General features: G+C 65.9%; 14 protein-coding genes. 8 read left to right on the forward strand and 6 right to left on the reverse strand.

Annotated elements, in window-relative coordinates; translation table 11 throughout:
• Positions 1-22: 22 nt before the first annotated feature.
• From EDC31_RS08455 to EDC31_RS08465, 3 genes are all read left to right on the forward strand, one after another.
• On the forward strand, positions 23-1,408 hold the full coding sequence (locus EDC31_RS08455; protein ID WP_239641601.1) for a cytochrome-c peroxidase: 1,386 nt from the start codon (positions 23-25) through the stop codon (positions 1,406-1,408).
• 199 nt (positions 1,409-1,607) lie between these two features.
• Positions 1,608-3,287 (forward strand): M3 family oligoendopeptidase, encoded by a 1,680-nt coding sequence (locus tag EDC31_RS08460; RefSeq protein WP_042057497.1) that lies wholly within the window; start codon positions 1,608-1,610, stop codon positions 3,285-3,287.
• Between the two features lie 112 nt (positions 3,288-3,399).
• Positions 3,400-4,122, forward strand: a complete 723-nt coding sequence (locus tag EDC31_RS08465; protein ID WP_158310319.1) for a class I SAM-dependent methyltransferase — start codon at positions 3,400-3,402, stop codon at positions 4,120-4,122.
• Positions 4,123-4,144: 22 nt separating this feature from the next.
• Here EDC31_RS08465 and EDC31_RS08470 read toward each other — a convergent pair whose 3' ends face one another.
• Together EDC31_RS08470 and purD are read right to left on the reverse strand one after the other, a co-directional pair.
• Positions 4,145-5,071 carry a hypothetical protein gene (locus tag EDC31_RS08470; RefSeq protein WP_042057470.1) on the reverse strand — a complete coding sequence of 309 codons (927 nt, stop codon included), beginning with the start codon at positions 5,069-5,071 and terminating at the stop codon, positions 4,145-4,147.
• A complete protein-coding gene (gene purD / locus EDC31_RS08475; RefSeq protein ID WP_042057472.1) occupies positions 5,068-6,324 on the reverse strand; it encodes a phosphoribosylamine--glycine ligase in 1,257 nt (418 codons plus the stop codon). The genes EDC31_RS08470 and purD overlap by 4 nt, the downstream gene beginning before the upstream one ends.
• 54 nt (positions 6,325-6,378) lie before the next feature.
• On the opposite strand from purD, the gene xseA reads away from it, so the two are divergent.
• The 3 genes from xseA (at position 6,379) to EDC31_RS08490 (ending at position 9,262) form a co-directional block, all read left to right on the forward strand.
• On the forward strand, positions 6,379-7,824 hold the full coding sequence (gene xseA / locus EDC31_RS08480) for an exodeoxyribonuclease VII large subunit (RefSeq protein WP_042057475.1): 1,446 nt from the start codon (positions 6,379-6,381) through the stop codon (positions 7,822-7,824).
• The gene (locus EDC31_RS18100; RefSeq protein ID WP_239641602.1) at positions 7,821-8,219 is read left to right on the forward strand and encodes a hypothetical protein; all 399 of its coding nucleotides are present in this window, start codon (positions 7,821-7,823) and stop codon (positions 8,217-8,219) included. Before xseA ends, EDC31_RS18100 begins: the two co-directional genes overlap by 4 nt.
• Positions 8,220-8,338: 119 nt before the next feature.
• Positions 8,339-9,262, forward strand: coding sequence for an MBL fold metallo-hydrolase (locus tag EDC31_RS08490; RefSeq protein ID WP_042057476.1), 924 nt, complete (start codon positions 8,339-8,341; stop codon positions 9,260-9,262).
• Positions 9,263-9,326: 64 nt separating this feature from the next.
• Here the strand turns inward: EDC31_RS08490 and EDC31_RS08495 are convergent, their stop codons facing one another.
• Together EDC31_RS08495 and EDC31_RS08500 are read right to left on the reverse strand one after the other, a co-directional pair.
• Positions 9,327-9,761, reverse strand: a complete 435-nt coding sequence (locus EDC31_RS08495) for a c-type cytochrome (RefSeq protein ID WP_052511797.1) — start codon at positions 9,759-9,761, stop codon at positions 9,327-9,329.
• Positions 9,761-11,005 (reverse strand): FAD-dependent oxidoreductase, encoded by a 1,245-nt coding sequence (locus EDC31_RS08500; RefSeq protein WP_042057504.1) that lies wholly within the window; start codon positions 11,003-11,005, stop codon positions 9,761-9,763. Before EDC31_RS08500 ends, EDC31_RS08495 begins: the two co-directional genes overlap by 1 nt.
• 175 nt (positions 11,006-11,180) lie before the next feature.
• On the opposite strand from EDC31_RS08500, the gene EDC31_RS08505 reads away from it, so the two are divergent.
• Complete coding sequence (locus EDC31_RS08505; protein WP_042057478.1) at positions 11,181-11,777, forward strand: nitroreductase family protein; 597 nt, start codon at positions 11,181-11,183, stop codon at positions 11,775-11,777.
• An 85-nt stretch (positions 11,778-11,862) separates the two neighbouring features.
• Here the strand turns inward: EDC31_RS08505 and EDC31_RS08510 are convergent, their stop codons facing one another.
• The gene (locus tag EDC31_RS08510; protein WP_081797500.1) at positions 11,863-13,440 is read right to left on the reverse strand and encodes an inorganic phosphate transporter; all 1,578 of its coding nucleotides are present in this window, start codon (positions 13,438-13,440) and stop codon (positions 11,863-11,865) included.
• A gap of 354 nt (positions 13,441-13,794) precedes the next feature.
• Here EDC31_RS08510 and EDC31_RS08515 point away from each other — a divergent pair, with 354 nt between their 5' ends.
• The gene (locus tag EDC31_RS08515; RefSeq protein WP_042057483.1) at positions 13,795-15,012 is read left to right on the forward strand and encodes an NADP-dependent isocitrate dehydrogenase; all 1,218 of its coding nucleotides are present in this window, start codon (positions 13,795-13,797) and stop codon (positions 15,010-15,012) included.
• Positions 15,013-15,033: 21 nt separating this feature from the next.
• Here the strand turns inward: EDC31_RS08515 and EDC31_RS08520 are convergent, their stop codons facing one another.
• On the reverse strand, positions 15,034-16,470 hold the full coding sequence (locus EDC31_RS08520; protein ID WP_042057506.1) for a helix-turn-helix domain-containing protein: 1,437 nt from the start codon (positions 16,468-16,470) through the stop codon (positions 15,034-15,036).
• Between the last annotated feature and the right edge of the window lie 123 nt (positions 16,471-16,593).

The raw sequence follows: 16,593 nt of genomic DNA on the forward strand, positions 1-16,593 counted from the left end.
TTTTTGACGGGGCAGGTCCAGCGTGTCGTGTTTTCCGGTCTGGCGGTCGAGTATCGTGGCGCTGACGGGCGTCGTCCTGGTGTTCGAAGGGATGCCGGCGCTTGCGCGGCCGATGCTTGCTCAGCCGAGGACCGACGTTGCGTCCGTGGCCGCCTGCGATCCGCGCGAGGACGGGAGCAACCCCTGTCCGCGCCAGTTGCGGCGGCCGCCGCGCCGTCCGCTTTCGGCGATGGCGCAGATCGGCAAGGCGCTGTTCTATGACAGGGAGCTGTCCGGCTCGGGGAAGATCTCCTGCGCCAGTTGTCATGATCCGGCCGCGCATTATGGCCCCGCGCGCGCGGATTCGGTCTTCACCGGCGGCGTCGGACTCGACCGGCAGGGGCATCGCGCCATCCTGTCGCTGACCTATCTCGAACGTCAGCCCAATTTCAGCATCGGCCCCGATGACGCCGTCGCCGACGACACGGTGGCGCCGATTCAGGCTCCGCACGATGTCGTGCGCGGTTCGGCGAAGAGTGCGAGCAATACGGCGGCGTCGGCCGTGCAACTCGTGCCGCAGGGCGGCCTGTTCTGGGACGGTCGCGCCGATACGCTCCAGCAACAGGCGACCGGGCCGCTCTATGATCCGGCGGAAATGGCCGCCACGCGCGACAGGGTGCTCCACCGGCTGCGCACCGCGCCTTATGCCGGAGCGCTGATGGATTTCGCGGGCTATCAGGGGCGGCGCTATCCGGATTATCTCGTGGCCGAGGCGCTGTTCGCCCTGGCGCGCTACCAGATCGAGGAGACGGATTTCCACTCCTATTCCAGCAAATTCGATGACTGGCTGGAAGGAAAGGCGCGGTTCACGCCGGAGGAACGGCGCGGCTATCTGCTCTTCAACGATCCGAAGAAAGGCAATTGCGCGGCCTGTCATGTCGATCAGATGAAGCCGGATCATTTGCCGCCGCTGTTCACCGATCATCAATATGAATCGCTCGGCGTGCCGCGCAACATGGATCTGGTGCAGAACAGAAATCCCGCCTATTTCGATCTCGGGGTCTGTGACCGTCAGCCGGACGGCAAGAAGCTGCTGGCGCCCTATTGCGGCATGTTCGCGACGCCGACCTTGCGCAATGTCGCCGCGCGCAAGGTCTTCTTCCATAACGGCGTGTTCCACTCGCTGGACGACGTGATGGATTTCTACGTCCTGCGCGACATCGACCCCGCGCGCTTCTACGGCAAGGACGCGCATGGCAGGGTGCATGCCTATGACGATCTTCCCGCGCCGTATCGGGACAATCTCGACACGACGGATGCGCCGTTCGATCGCAAGCCCGGAGACAAACCGGCGCTGGACGAGAACGAGCGCCAAGCCGTCATCGCGTTTCTCAAGACGCTGACGGACCGGAAAACGACGCAGCCGTGACGCGTATGTTTTGAAAATACTATAGACTTATCAGAGAGTTTCAGTCAAACCCCGCTGCGTTGCGACGGCAGTCATGTCACTGAAAGTAGAAAGAAATTATTTTTTAATAGTGCGCTTCGTCGTTTTTCTGTTTTTGCTTGAAATACAGTCATGTGCTGAAAGACTGGACGCGCGGGCCTATGAATGCGAGCATCAGCCCATGACGACAATGCCAGCTTTTTCCTCATTGCGGTTCGATCGGCCGACGGCAGAGACTCTCGCCGCCGAATATGACGCCATCGGCCGTCTGCTCGACGCGGGCGACCTCGCGGGCGCGGTCGCCGCGTTCGATCTGACGCGGCGACGCTTCGATTCCTGGGCCTCGCTCGTGCATCTCCAGTTCTCTCGCGACACGGCGGACGAGGCGGCGAAGGCCGAACGCGACTATGCGGACGCGCTCGCGCCGGCGGCGGCGGCGCATGAGGTGGCGCTGAAGCGCCGCCTGCTCGACGAGCGCCCGGCGCTGGAGGCGGTCGTCGGGCCTTATGTCGCGCGGCTCTGGGAGGCGGATATCACCACCTTCGACCCGCGCATCGCCAGGGATCTGGAAGAGGAAGCGCGGCTGGGCGCGGAATACACGGCGTTGCTGGCCTCCGCGCAGATCGCCTTCGACGGCCAGACGCTCAACCTGTCGGGCCTCGTGCCCTATCTGCAATCCGCCGACCGGGAAACGCGGCATGCGGCGGAGCAGGCACGCTGGGCCTTCTTCGAGGCGAACGGCGCGACGCTCGATTCGCTTTTCGACCGGCTGGTGAAGCTGCGCGCCGGAATGGCGGGAACGCTCGGGTTCCCGGGCTACACGCCGCTGGGATACCGGCGGATGCGGCGGACGGATTACGGTCCGTCCGATGTGGCGGCGTTCCGCGAGCGCATCGTGACGCATGTGGTGCCGCTGGTGGCGTCGCTGCTGAAGCGTCGGGCGCTGGAGATGGGCTGGGACGAGTTGCGGGCCTGGGACGAGGCGCTGATCGACCCCAAGGGCAATCCCGATCCGGCGGGGGATCATGATGTGCTGCTCGAACGCGCGCAGGCGATGTTCGAGGCGCTCGATCCCGGCGGGGAGATGGGACCATTCTTCGCGGAGATGACGCGGGAGGGGTATATGGACCTCCGCAATCGTCCGGCCAAGGCGGGGGGCGGGTTCTGCACCTCCTTCCCGACGGTCGGCATGCCGTTCATTTTCGCCAATTTCAACGGCACGCATAACGATATCGGCGTCTTCACCCATGAAATGGGGCACGCCTTCCAGAACTGGAAGAGCCGCACCCTGCCTCTGGCGGACATGCTCTGGCCGACCATGGAGGCGGCGGAAATCCATTCCATGGGGCTCGAATTCCTCGCCTGGCCGGAGATCGGCCGTCTGGTGGAGGATGGTGCGGCGGACCGCTACCGCCGCATGCATCTGATCGACAGCCTGTGCTTCCTGCCCTATGGCGCCTGCGTCGACCATTTCCAGCACGAGATCTACGCGCGCCCCGACATGACGCCGGAGGAGCGTCATGCCCTCTGGCAGCGGCTCGAAAAGCTCTACATGCCGTGGCGCAACTGGGGCGATCTCGCCTATCCCGGCAAGGGCGGCCGCTGGCAGGCACAGATGCACATCTACCGCTCGCCGTTCTATTATATCGACTACACCCTTGCGCTGTGCTGCGCCCTGCAACTCTGGCTGGGCAGCCGGGTGGACCGCAAGGGCACGATGGAGACCTATAAGGCGCTCTGCGCGGCGGGGGGCAGCAAGCCCTTCACCGAACTGCTCGCGGAGGCCGGGCTGGTCTCTCCCTTCGAGCCCGGAGCGATCGTCGAGGTGGTGCAGGAGGCGGAGGCCGTTCTTCTGCGGTGAAAGCCTCGCGGTGAGATTTCATGGAACTGTCGCTGGTGGCGGGCCGCGCTTCCGGCCATAGACTCCAGCTTTAGCACCGCCGATCCGCGCGGCGCGGGCAGACGGAGACAGCATGAGCCAGGCACTACGCAAGAGCGCGCGGCACGGGGATCTGGCCCGGGACGCGGTGGAAAACGAGTCCCGCTTCGGCCTCCTGTCGCGCTGGATGAAAAATCCTCTCCGGACGGGTTCCGTCGTTCCATCCTCTCCGGCCTTGTGCGCCCGGCTGGTCCGTCAGACGCGCCGGGCTCCGGACGAGGCGGTGATCGAACTCGGCGCGGGAACCGGGCCGGTCAGCCGCGCCCTTCTGGCCGCGGGCGTGCCGCCGGAAAAACTCTTCGTCGTGGAGATCGTCCCCGGCATGGCGGCGCAATTGCGGCGGAGTTTCCCCGGTGTGAACGTCATCGAGGGAGATGCGCGCGATCTGCCGACTCTCATTCCGCGTCAATGGCATGGCCGGATCGGCGATGTGATTTGCGGGATTCCGCTCGTCCTGCTGCGCAAGAGCGAGCAGCGCCGCTTCATTGACGCGATCGAGGCCGTCGCGCCGGGGCGGGGTTTCCTGCATTACAGCTATTGCGTTACCTCGCCGCTTCCGGCGAAGGCGCATGATCTGTCGAAGGCGCGTGAAGCCTGGACCCCCCTGAACTTCCCGCCCGCGAGCGTCTGGCGCTACATGCCCGCGAGTTCGTCGCCCCTGCCGCACGCCGTAAATCTTGGGCCGGTTTGTGTGTGCAAGGGTCAGCCGGTCCATGAATTTCAGGGGAGATCGCTGTCAGGCGGAAAATTCGCTTGAGCAACGCGACGCCGCGACCAGGTCACGGCCGTCCCCGCGTCATGTCACGAAAGATCTCGTCCACCTGATCGCTCGCGGAAACATCGTTTTCGCTGGCATAAAAGGCTTTCAGAAACCTGGTGTCGAACTCCGTCAGCCTGTCCGGCTTCGAGGCTATTTTGACTTCAAAGAGGGACATGATCGAATAGGCCGGATATGAGGCGTCCATGGGTGGATCAGTCAGCGCAACCATCGCGACATAACTGCCCAACGCTCCCCAGGAGACGCCCTGCGCCAGGTCAGTATTGATTGTCACAATTGCAAGATGCGTTTCCCGATGGCTGCTTTCTCTCAGAGCTGAAATATCGGACTGGTCGACATGGGGCTGCATGACGACTCCATGGTCAGTCTGGATGAAAAATCCGATCGATGAATCGGAATTTGGTGTCATCTCCGTTGACCAATACCACCGGACGGCTTTTGCTTCCGTAAGTTTTTGTCTGAGATGATCTGAAATGCCGTTGCTCGTTTGATAGATCATGCCGATATAGTTGTTGATAAATGGCATGTCTGGATATTTTTCGATAATGCTTTTCATTATCTCGGTATGTCCGTTGCCGGCGGCAATCAGAACATTTGGATCATTGCAATCCACTGATGACTTCAAGTTGGTACTCTCGGCCGCGCTTTGAAGCGTTCTGACAAGAATTGCCGCGAACTCCGGTTTGAGCCCGAATACGCAAATTCGAAGCTTGTCATTCCAGCGGGCAAGCTGGCGATCCGTCACCGGCCCGGTCATTGTATGAATAAAGTCACGCAACCGAGCGGCCGAGACACCATACACGGTTATGTCTTGCTCTTGGCCGGAAGACGCTTCGGCCACGCCGCTCGACAGCCCCGCAATCGCCATGACGGCGCAGAGGAATGCCAGCACCGCTTCAAGTCCGACAACGTCGCGTCGTCGCGTCATGCACCGATGTCGCGGCGGAAGATCTTGTCATCCCAGATGATCGCCTCGACGCCCTGATAGGCGCGGGCGCGGGCTTCCCCGGCGGTGGGGGCGGCGGCGCAGACGGTGAGCACGCGGCCGCCCGACGCGACCAGCGCGCCATCCTTCAGCGCGGTTCCGGCCTGGAAGACCTGCACGCCGGGCACGGCCTCGGCGCGGTCGATCCCGGCGATGCGGCCGCCCTGCGCGGGCGTGCCTGGGTAGCCGCGCGCGGCGAGGACGACGGAGATCGAGGCGTCATCCGAAAAGGCGATCTCCGCACGGTCGAGATCGCCGTCGGCGAGCGCCTTCAGCACGGGCAGCAGATCGGAGCGCAGGCGGATCAGCAGGGCCTGCGCCTCGGGATCGCCGAAGCGGACATTGTATTCGATGAGTTTCGGGCCGTCTTCGGTCAGCATCAGCCCGGCGAAGATGATCCCGCGGAACGGCGTGCCGCGCCGGGCCATCTCCCGCAGCATCGGGCGCACGAGGAGGTCCAGCGCCGCCTCCTGCTCCGCGCGTCCGAAGCCGGGCGGCGGCGAGATCGCGCCCATGCCGCCGGTATTCGGCCCCGTATCGCCCTCGCCGATACGCTTGTGATCGCGCGCCGCGCCGATCAGCACGGCCCGTTCATCGGCGCAGAAGGCGAAGAGCGAGACTTCCTGCCCGAACAGGCATTCCTCGATGACGACCGACGCGCCCGCCTCGCCGAAGGTGCGGCCGGTCATGATGTCGCGGATCGCGGCCTCGGCCTCGGCGAGCGTCCCGGCGACGATCACGCCCTTGCCCGCCGCCAGCCCGTCCGCCTTGACGACGATCGGCGCCCCCCGGCGGCGGAGGAAGGCCAGCGCGGAGTCGGCGTCCTCGAAGCGTTCCCAGCGGGCGGTCGGAATGCCCGCCGCGTCGGCGATCTCCTTGGTGAAGCTCTTGCTGCCTTCGAGCGCGGCGGCGGCGCGGCTCGGCCCGGCGCAGGGAATCCCGGCCTCGGCGCAAGCGTCGGCCAGACCCGCGACGAGCGGCGCTTCCGGCCCCGGCACGACGAGGTCGATGCCTGTCTCGCGGGCGAAGCGGACCAGCGCCGCCACGTCATCCGCCCGGATGGGCAGGAGGGTGCCGAGTTCCGCCATGCCGGGGTTGCCGGGGGCGATGAAGAGCGCGTCCAGCTCCGGGGAGCGGGCGATGGCGCGGGCCAGCGCGTGTTCGCGTCCGCCCGATCCGACCAGCAGCACCTTCATCCTTGTCGTCCTTCCTCTGTTTCCGAGTTCCGCCGTCTAGCATAGACTGGCGGCATGAGTGAGAGCGAGGATCGGCGGAACCCGGGCAATGTGCCCGAATATTCCGTCAGTGAGATTTCCGGGGCGATCAGGCGTACGCTGGAGGGCGGATTCGCCCGCGTGCGCGTGCGCGGCGAGATCACGGAGCTGAAGCGTTATCCGTCGGGCCATGTCTATCTGTCTTTGAAGGACGAGGGCGCGAAGATCGCCGGAGTGGTCTGGCGGGGCTCGGTCTCGCGGCTGGGGCTGACGCCGGAGAACGGGATCGAGGTCATCGCGACCGGCAAGGTCTCGTCCTATGGGGAGCGGTCGAGCTACCAGCTCATCATCGAGCAGATGAGCTTCGCCGGGGAGGGCGCGCTGCTCGCGCGGATCGAGGCGCTGCGCAAGCAGTTCCTCGCCGAGGGGCTGTTCGATGTCGCGCGCAAGAAGCCGCTGCCGTTTCTGCCGCGTCTGGTCGGGGTCGTGACCTCGCCGCGCGGCGCGGTGCTGCATGATATCCGCACCACCATCGCCCGGCGCTTCCCGCGTGAGGTGCTGGTCTGGCCGGTGCCGGTGCAGGGCGAGGGAGCGGCGGCGCGGATCGCGGCGGCGATCGAAGGATTCGCGCGGCTTTCCCCGCGCCCCGATGTGGTGATCGTCGCGCGCGGCGGCGGCTCGCTCGAGGATCTCATGGCGTTCAACGACGAGCGCGTCGTCCGCGCGGCGGCGGCGAGTCCGATTCCGCTGATTTCGGCGGTCGGGCATGAGACGGATACGACGCTGATCGACTTCGCCTCCGACCGGCGCGCGCCCACGCCCACGGCGGCGGCGGAGATGGCGGTGCCGCTCCGCTCCGAGATGGTGGCGGATCTCGCCCATCGCGCGGCGCGGCTCTCCGGCGCTTTGGTGCGGCGTCTCCAGGAGGCGCGGTCCGCGCTCGACCGGGCGGCGGGACGGATGCCCGATCTCCCGGCCATGGTGGAGACGGCGCGGATGCGGCTGGATGACCGGGCGCAGAGGCTGTCGCTGGCGTTGCCGCGGGTCGCGGAGCGCGCGCGGGCGCGTCTGGTGGGGGTCGAGCGGCGTGTTCCCTCGCCCGATCTGCTGATCGCGCGGCGGCGCGAGGCGCTGGGGAAGATCGCGGGGCGGCTGGACGGCGCGGTGACGGGGCTGGTGCAGGCGCGGCGGATGCGGGCGGCGCGGGCGCGTCTTTCGCCCGAGATGCTCGGCGCGGTGGTGCGCCTCGATCAGGCGCGGCTGAGCGGGCTGTCCGGGCAATTGGAGGCGGTTTCGCCGCGTGCGGTGCTGGAACGCGGCTATGTGGTGGTGCAGGATGCGTCGGGCCGTCCGCTGACGCGGGCGGCGCAGCATCCGGAAGGCGGCCGGATCGTGATCGCATTCGCTGATGGGCAGCGTGTGGGGCGTATGGACAAGGCCGGGCGGGGCGAGCCGTCGGTTCAGGGGGAGTTCAGCCTGTGACGAAGGGGATGGGGCGCGTGGGGAATTGCATGGAGAATCGCGCGAGGCTGGCTCTGCTGCTTCTGACGGCGGCAGGTCTGGCCGGATGCGGGGAAACGCCCGCCCGACCGGTTGCCGCGACGAGGCCTCATCCGACCGTCACGGCGCAGAGTTTCGCGCCGGAATATACCGCCGAGACGCCGCCCGCGCCGGGTGCGCCGGTTCTGGCCAACGATCCTTCCGCGCCGATCGACACGCCGCTCTGCGGCAGCGCGGCGAAGGAGGCGATCGCTACCGCCGCCGCCGTCTATCCGGACGGGCTGACGAGTGGCAGCACCTGCCCGCAAAACGCGTGTTTCGAGCCGCTGACCGGCACGTTCATTGCCGCGACAGGCGCGCGCAGCGTCTGCCGCTGACGGGACGTGCGGCGCGAGATGTCTGCGGCCTCCGGTGTCAGTTTATCACTTAACTAAATTTATATTTGAAGAATCGTCCAGTCTCGTTCAATCTGTCCGTGTTCCAGGGAGAACGCAGGATGACGGACGAGGCATTGGCGCGGGCGATTGCTCAGATCGAGTTGGCCCGGGCGCGCGGGGCCTGTCCGGTGGTACGGAGCTTCTTTGACGAGGCGACCTTCACGGCCACTCATGTCGCGCATGATCCCGTGACCCTCGAAGCGGCTGTCATCGACAGCGTGCTGGACTACGACCCGGCCTCGGGCCGGACCTCCACGCATGGCGCGGACGAAATCATCGCCTATATCCGCGAAGCGGGCCTCAAAATCGTCTGGCAGATCGAGACGCATGCCCATGCGGATCATCTCTCGGCCGCGCCCCATCTCCAGCTGAAGCTGGGCGGCCGCCTCGGCATCGGTGCGGCGATCATGACCGTGCAGACCGTGTTCGGCAAGATCTTCAATGCCGGGACGGAATTCGCGCGGGACGGCTCGCAGTTCGACGTGTTGTTCCAGGACGGCGATGCCGTGCCGCTCGGCGCGTTACCGGGCATCGCGCTGCATGTGCCCGGTCATACGCCTGCCGACATGGCCTTTATCATCGGGGATGCGGCGTTTATCGGCGACACGCTGTTCATGCCGGATTACGGGACGGCGCGCGCCGACTTCCCCGGCGGGGATGCGCGGCAGCTCTTCCGTTCGGTCCGGCGGCTTCTGGCCCTGCCGCCGGAGACGCGGCTGTTTCTCTGCCATGATTACAAGGCGCCCGGGCGCGACGCGTATGTCTGGGAGACGACGGTGGGCGCGGAGCGGGCGCGGAACATCCATGTGCATGACGGAGTCACGGAAGACGAGTTCGTGGCGCTGCGGACCGCGCGGGACGCGACGCTCGGCATGCCGCGGCTGCTGATGCCCTCGGTCCAGGTCAACATGCGTGGCGGGCGCTTCCCGGAGCCGGAGGAAAACGGGACGCGCTACCTGAAGATTCCGCTCGACACGCTCTGAGCGGTGGTGACTTGTTATTTAATTAAAGTATTTAAGTGAATTTCCCCTATGCGGCGGCGCCCAATCAGCGTGCCGGGCTGGCGGGGAAAACGAGATGGTCGAGGCGCGCCGGCCGGTCGGGGAGGGGCCATTTGCCCGGTTTCGCGCCGTTTTCCTGCAAGAGATAGGCGATCAGCGCCAGAACGTCCCCGGATGACAACGTGCCCGGCGCCATGAGGGGCATGGCGTCATGGATGTAACGCGCCAGTTCCGAGAGCGGCGTCCCCGCCCAGTTTCGCACGAACCGGCCCGTGAGAGGGGGTGTCTGGAAGGTGCCGCCGAGATCTTCGCCGTGGCAGAGCGCGCAGCTTCGCGCATAGAGTTCAGCGCCGCGTTCCGCCTGCGCAACGGTATAACCGGGTGCGGCGGCGTGATGCGTCCGGGCCTGGGTGGGAAGCGGCGCGCAGAGCAGGGCGGCACAGGGCAGGACTGCCGTGCGAAGGAAAGATCGCCAGCTCATCATGCGCTCCGGCTCGCGGCGGTGCGGCGGAAGAGATCGGTGAAGACGCCGATGGCGCGGGCGGCCTCGCGCCGGTCCGGATGTTCGAAGGCATTGCCGACCCCCGCCATCTCGCCGAGGCCGTCGAGATCATAGCCCTGCACCATGATGCCGTCGGTCTTGCAGAGCATCTCCGCCCCTCGATAGGCGACGCCGTATCGGCCCTGCGGACAGGGCGGCAGCCAGGTGGTCTGGCCGCGCACGGGGATCAGCGAGCGGTCCTGCCACCAGTCATGCGCCGCATAGCCGGGACAGTTGACGATCACGCGCTCAGGCAGGTGGCGCAGATCGGCGGGGCTGTGGAATTCCCGCATGACGATGCGGCCGCCGGACTGGTGGAATTCGGAGAGGAGGTGATCGCCATAGGCGCCGAAATTGAAGATCATCATCGCCGCGCGCTTCGCATAAGGCACGGGGAACGGATTTTCGGAGGGCTGGAGGTCGATCGCGGCGGGAATGATGTCGCGGATACGCGTGTCGTACCGCGCGAAATCGTCCTTGCCGGGTTGTGCCGGAGCGGCGGAATGGTCCTCGCCGTTCGCCTTGGCCTCGTTGCGCTGATCCTCCAGCCGATAGGTGTCCAGGAACATGATCGGCTCGCCCGGCAGGCCGAGATAGCTGCGATAGCTCGCCCATGAGAAACGGGCCATGCGCTCCCAGAGATCGGGAAAGGCGGGGCCGGCCGCGCTGGCGAGGGCGATGCGGGAGGATGGCGTCCAGCTTCCGTTGGCGCGCACGGAGCGCGTGCGCGGCAGCAGGTCGCGCGTATAGATCGTGACGTCCATCCCCGCGCGCAGGGCGGTCAGCGCGGTCGTCAGGCCGATGATCCCGCAGCCGATGACCGCGATTCTCCTTTCCAGCGTCGCGGCGATTCGTCCGACGACGAAATCCGCCGAGCCCCAGGAGAGCGACCAGCCGCTGCCGCCATGGCCGTAGTGATGGAAGACGGTCTTGTCGCCCAGTTTTTCGACGTCGTAACGCGGCCCGGCGGCGCGGAACGGGCGCAGGCAGACCTTGATGTCGGCGATCTGGTCCTCGCGCATGGGGGGAAGAAAGAGGCGCGGCCCGTGTGCCGGAGGCGCGGGCGGCGATTCGGCCCGGCTCAAGGTCGGGCCCGACCGTTCGGCGGCCAGCGTGGCCGCGCCGCCGAGAGCCATGCCACCCGCGACGAGGGAACGGCGGGAGAGGGAGGGGGTGGAGGGCATGGGCGCGCCGATACTGTTATCAACATGCAACGGATAGCATGTCCGGGTGGGGATTCAATCTGTCACTGGCCGCCATGGCCTGCCGTGCGGCTGCTCTATGGACAGTGGGGCTACGACGTCGGCTATGATCCGGGAGCGACATCGCATCCCTCGTCACGACAGAAAGTGAGACAAGATGACCAAGGCTCCCAGCAGAGCGGAAAAATCAACGGCCGCGCCTTTCATTCTGGACCGCTGGTCGCCCCGGGCCTTCGAGCCGGTGGAGATCAGCGTGACGGATCTGCTGGGACTGCTCGAAGCCGGGCGCTGGGCGCCGTCGGCCTATAACAGCCAGCCCTGGCGTTTTCTTTACGCACGGCGCGGCACGCCGGACTGGGACCGCTTCCTGTCCTGGCTGATTCCGTTCAACCAGTCCTGGGCGTCCAATGCGTCGGCCATCGTCTATATCGCCTCGCACATGGTCATGACCCCGCCGGGCGGCGCCGAGCCCGTTCCCTCGCCGACCCATGCCTTCGATGCGGGGGCGGCCTCGGCGATGATCGAGCTTCAGGCGGCGCGGGAGGGCTGGGCCACCCATCCCATGAGCGGCTTCGACGGCGCCCGCGCCCGGGCGGGGCTCGAACTGCCGGAGGATTACGCGCTGCATGCGGCGGTGGCCATCGGACGGCAGGGCAAGGCAGAAGCGCTGCCGGAAGGGTTGCGCGCGCGGGAGGTGCCGTCGGATCGTGTCCCGCTCGACACGCTGGTCTTCGAGGGCCGTTTTCCCTCGTGACGATCGTGGCCGGCATGGCCTTTCCCGCCTGACGGGGAGGCCAAGCCGGTGAAACGGCGCTCCCCGCGCCGCTCCGGCCGTGGTTTCAGAAGACGTGCCGGAGGATGAAGAACAGAACCCCGCTGATCAGCATGGCGGCCGGCAGGGTGACGATCCAGGCCATCGCCATGTTCCGCAGGGTGGACCACTGGAGGCCCGATCCCTGGGCCGACATGGTGCCGGCGACGCCGCTGGACAGGATATGGGTGGTCGAGACCGGCATGCCGTAGCCTTCCGCCAGACCGATCGTGCCCATGGCGACGAGTTCCGCGGAGGCGCCCTGCGCGTAATTCAGGTGCGTCTTGCCGATCTTCTCGCCGACGGTGACGACGATGCGCTTCCAGCCGACCATGGTGCCCATGCCCAGCGCCACGGCGACCGCGATCTTCACCCAGATCGGGATGAAGCGCGTGCCCGCGTTGAGCTTGCCCATGAACGTCTTCAGCGTGCCCGCGTCGCCGTCGCTGAAGGCCGCGTCCTTGCTCAGCGTGCGGATGGCGTCGGAGACCAGATACATGTCCGTGCGGACGTTCGACACCTGGCTGGCGGGGATGGCTTCGAGCGTCTTGTAGCTGGCGACGGAGTGGGAGATATCGTCGGAAATCACCGCCAGCGCGCCATAGACGCCCGGCTGCGCGGCGTTCTTGTTTCGCAGCGCGTCGGTCACGAGGCTGCGCGCGGCCTCCACGCCGATCTGATCCGCGCCGTTCGCATGGGCATGGAAGACCCCGGCCGCGCGGTCGGCCGACTGCACGAAGGCGGGCATCGCGGATTCCGGCATGGCGCGGTTGAGCGCATAGGCGGTCGGCGCCGCGCCGATCAGGATGAGCATGATGAGGCCCATGCCCTTCTGCCCGTCATTGCCGCCGTGGAAGAAGGAGACGCCGGTGCAGGTGAAGATCAGCAGGCCGCGAATCCATCCCGGCGGGGGCTTGTGGCCTTCCGGGGCCTGGAACAGGCTCTTGTGACGGCGCAGGGCCAGGCGGAAGATCCAGAGGAGGGCGAAGGAGAGGATGAAGCCGCAGATCGGGCTGAACAGCAGGGAGGCGAACACTTTCCGGGCCTGTCCCCAATCCACGCCGTAGGTGGCCGCCGCCGGAGCCATGAGCTGGTTGGCGATGCCCACACCCATGATGGAGCCGATGAGCGCGTGCGACGATGAGTTGGGGATGCCGACGGCCCAGGTCGCGAGGTTCCAGATGATGGCCGCGATCAGCAGCGCGAAGATCATCGCGTAGCCCGCGCCGGAGCCGACTTGCAGGATGAGTTCCACCGGCAGCAGCGTGATGACGCTGTAGGCCACCGCGCCGGAGGAGACCAGCACGCCGAACAGGTTCCACATGCCGGACCAGACCACGGCCACCAGCGGCGGAAGGCTGTTGGTGTAGATCACCGTCGCCACCGCGTTGGCGGTGTCGTGGAAGCCGTTGACGAACTCGAAGGCCAGCGCGATCACCAGCGCGAGGCCCAGCAGCGCGAAGGCGCCGACGGCGATGCCGTGCTCGCCCGCCGCCTGCAGGTCGGCGAAGACGCTGTAGCCCACGAAGGCGAGGGCGAGGGCAAGGATCGAGAGGAAAAACAGGCGGAAGGCGGGCGTTTCACCCGCGTTCATGCGGGGGCGCATGTAATGGCCGTGGGGAGCGCTCGTATCTGACAAGATGAGTCCTCATCGCAAGGGGGAACCGGCCCGGAATGACACCAGAAGAGGTCCGGGATGAAAGTTAATTTATTATGACAACTCCCCGAAGGCTGGCGTGTTACGCTCTATTTTTCTTCCAAAACGCCTCGGCCCGTGTCCCCCTGCGCGTCCTCGCCGGATGCCGCGACGTTGTCGAATTTGTGACCTTCGCCGATGTGGGTTCATGCGCCCGGGCGTGTTACCCCAATGCCCGGACCAAAATGTCACGTTCCCGCGACGTGGAGGTCACGGAAAAATGTTCCCGCACCTGCTGTGGGATTCTTGAAGAGAGTTGGTCCTATGGCAAAGATCACGGTGAAAAATCCGGTCGTCGAACTCGATGGTGACGAGATGACGCGCATCATCTGGCACTTCATCAAGGACCGCCTGATTCTTCCCTATCTCGACATCGATCTCAAATATTACGATCTCGGCATCGAACATCGGGACGCCACCGACGACCAGGTGACAGTCGATGCGGCGAACGCCATCAAGGAACATCGCGTGGGCGTGAAATGCGCCACCATCACGCCGGACGAGGCGCGTGTGGCCGAATTCGGCCTCAAGACGATGTGGCGTTCGCCGAACGGGACGATCCGCAATATCCTCGACGGCACGATCTTCCGTGAGCCGATCATTTGCAGCAACGTGCCGCGTCTCGTGCCGCACTGGAGCAAGCCGATCGTGATCGGCCGCCATGCCTATGGCGATATCTATCGCGCGGCGGAAATGAAGGTGCCGGGGCCGGGGCGCGTCGCCCTGACCTATACGCCCGCCGATGGGGGCGCGCCGGTGGAGCTGAACGTCCATGACTTCACGGGGCCGGGCGTCGCGCTGGGCATTCATAACACGCTGAAATCGATCGAGGGCTTCGCGCGCGCCTCGTTCAATTATGGACGCGACCGGAAGCTGCCGGTCTATCTCTCCACCAAGAACACGATCCTCAAGGCCTATGACGGCATGTTCAAGGATACGTTCCAGGAGATTTTCGACCGCGAGTTCAAGGCGGAGTTCGACGCGCTGGGCCTGACCTACGAGCATCGCCTGATCGACGACATGGTGGCGTCGTGCCTGAAATGGGAGGGCGGCTATGTCTGGGCCTGCAAGAACTATGACGGCGACGTGGAGAGCGACATCGTTGCGCAGGGCTTCGGTTCGCTGGGGCTGATGACCTCGGTGCTGCTCGATCCCACGGGGCGGATCGTGGAGTCCGAGGCCGCGCATGGCACGGTGACGCGCCATTATCGCGAGCATCAGAAGGGGCGTTCGACCAGCACCAATCCCATCGCCTCGATCTATGCCTGGACGCGCGGGCTGATCTATCGCGGCCGGTTCGACGACACGCCTGAGGTGGTGCGGTTCGCCGAGACGCTGGAGCGCGTCTGCGTCGAGGCCGTCGAGGGCGGCGAGATGACGAAGGATCTCGCCCTGCTGGTCGGGAGCGGCACGAAATGGCTCGACACGCAGTCCTTTCTCGACACGATCGACGGACGGCTGAAGCGCGTGCTCGGCGCATAGCGGCTGCGCCTCGCGGCCGGATCAGAGATCGGGGCCTTGCTCCACCCCCGCCGCATAGGGGGTGGAGAGACGGTGATCGAGCGTCGGCGAAAGCCGGTGCTTGAGAGGCGGAAAGGCGCGGGAGCGGCAGTCCGTCCAGTCGCAGAGATAGCAGGATAGGCCGATCCGCGAGGGTTCGGCATCCAGATTCAGACGGTCCGCATAGACGACCTCCGCCGCGTGTTCGATGGGGCAGCCCATGGCGATGCTGTGGACGGGCGGAATGTCGTTATAGGTCAGCGATGCGCCCGTGACCGTGCGGGCGAAGGTGAGAAAGGTCCGGCCGTCGGAGAATTGCGCCGTCTCCGCCCGCCATTGGCCGGGTGTTGCGAAGATGGAGCAGGCATTCCAGCGCGGGCAGGGATTGCCCTGGCGCAGGATCGGGAAATCGCACGCCGAGAAGCTCTTGCTCACATTCCCCGCCGGATCGACCCGCGCGAAGAAGAGGGGTACGCCGCGCGCGCCGGGGCGCTGAAGCGTCGTCAGCCGATGCGCGGCCTGATGAAACGAGACGCCGAACCGTGTGGCGAGGCAGTCGATGTCGTAGCGCAGGTCCGTCGCCGCCCTGAGATAGGTGGCATAGGGCATCAGGACCGAGGCGGCGGCGTAATTGCCCAATCCGATATGGAGCGACGTGCGCGCCTCCGAGGAGCTGGGATTGGCTTCCGCGATGATCGCGTCGATGACGTCGCCGGCTTCGAGCAGCATCAACTGGAAACACAGGAGGAAGCCCCGGCTTTCGCGCGGCATGAGGTCGGATACGAGCAGCAGGCGGGCGACGGGGTCGTACTGGCGCATCACCCCGTCGAGCGCCGTGACGCGCACCACCAGCCCATGATGACGGCGCAGGCGGGTGGCGATGGCGTGGTTCATCTCGGAGGGCGGGAGTTCCTCGCCGCGGGAGAGCCCCATCTCGCGGGCGAGCATCTCGCGGATGAGTTCCGCCTTTTCCTCCAGCTCGGCGAAGTGGTTGCGCCGGTGGTCGAAGATTTCCCGCACTTCCTCCTGCGGCAGGATGACGAAGCGTTCGCCGGGAAGCTGCGTCCTGTCGGCGTCGTGGCGGGCGGCGCGGGCGGCCTGATGCAGCGCCAGCACGGCGCGTGCCACCGCCGGCTGGGCGGCGAGCGCCTCCAGCTCATGGGAGGGGATTTCGGTCTGGCCGGTCAGGACGGGATCGAGCAGCGCCTCGCGCAGCTGCGATTCGGTCCGTTGCTCCTCGACGCCGGACAGTGTTTCGATGGATACGTCGAAGACGCGGGTGAACTTGATGAGGAGCGGCGCGGTGACGGAACGCTGATCGTGTTCGATCAGGTTGAGATAGCCGGTCGAAATTCCGAGGCGCTGGGCAAGGGCCTGCTGTGTCAGACTGCGTTCCTGCCGAAGTCGCCGGATGATCTTGCCGATGCGGGTGCCGCTCATGATGTTATATTTATACAAAATAGCGCATCGATATGTAAAGAGTTTTACAGATTTCCGCACATCTCACGGCATTTGCGCTAGGGCGTCCCCGCTTCCGCGCCTAAGGTCTGCGCCAGCCATTTT

It is taken from the genome of Acidomonas methanolica, assembly GCF_004346035.1.
Taxonomy (GTDB): Bacteria; Pseudomonadota; Alphaproteobacteria; order Acetobacterales; family Acetobacteraceae; genus Acidomonas; species Acidomonas methanolica.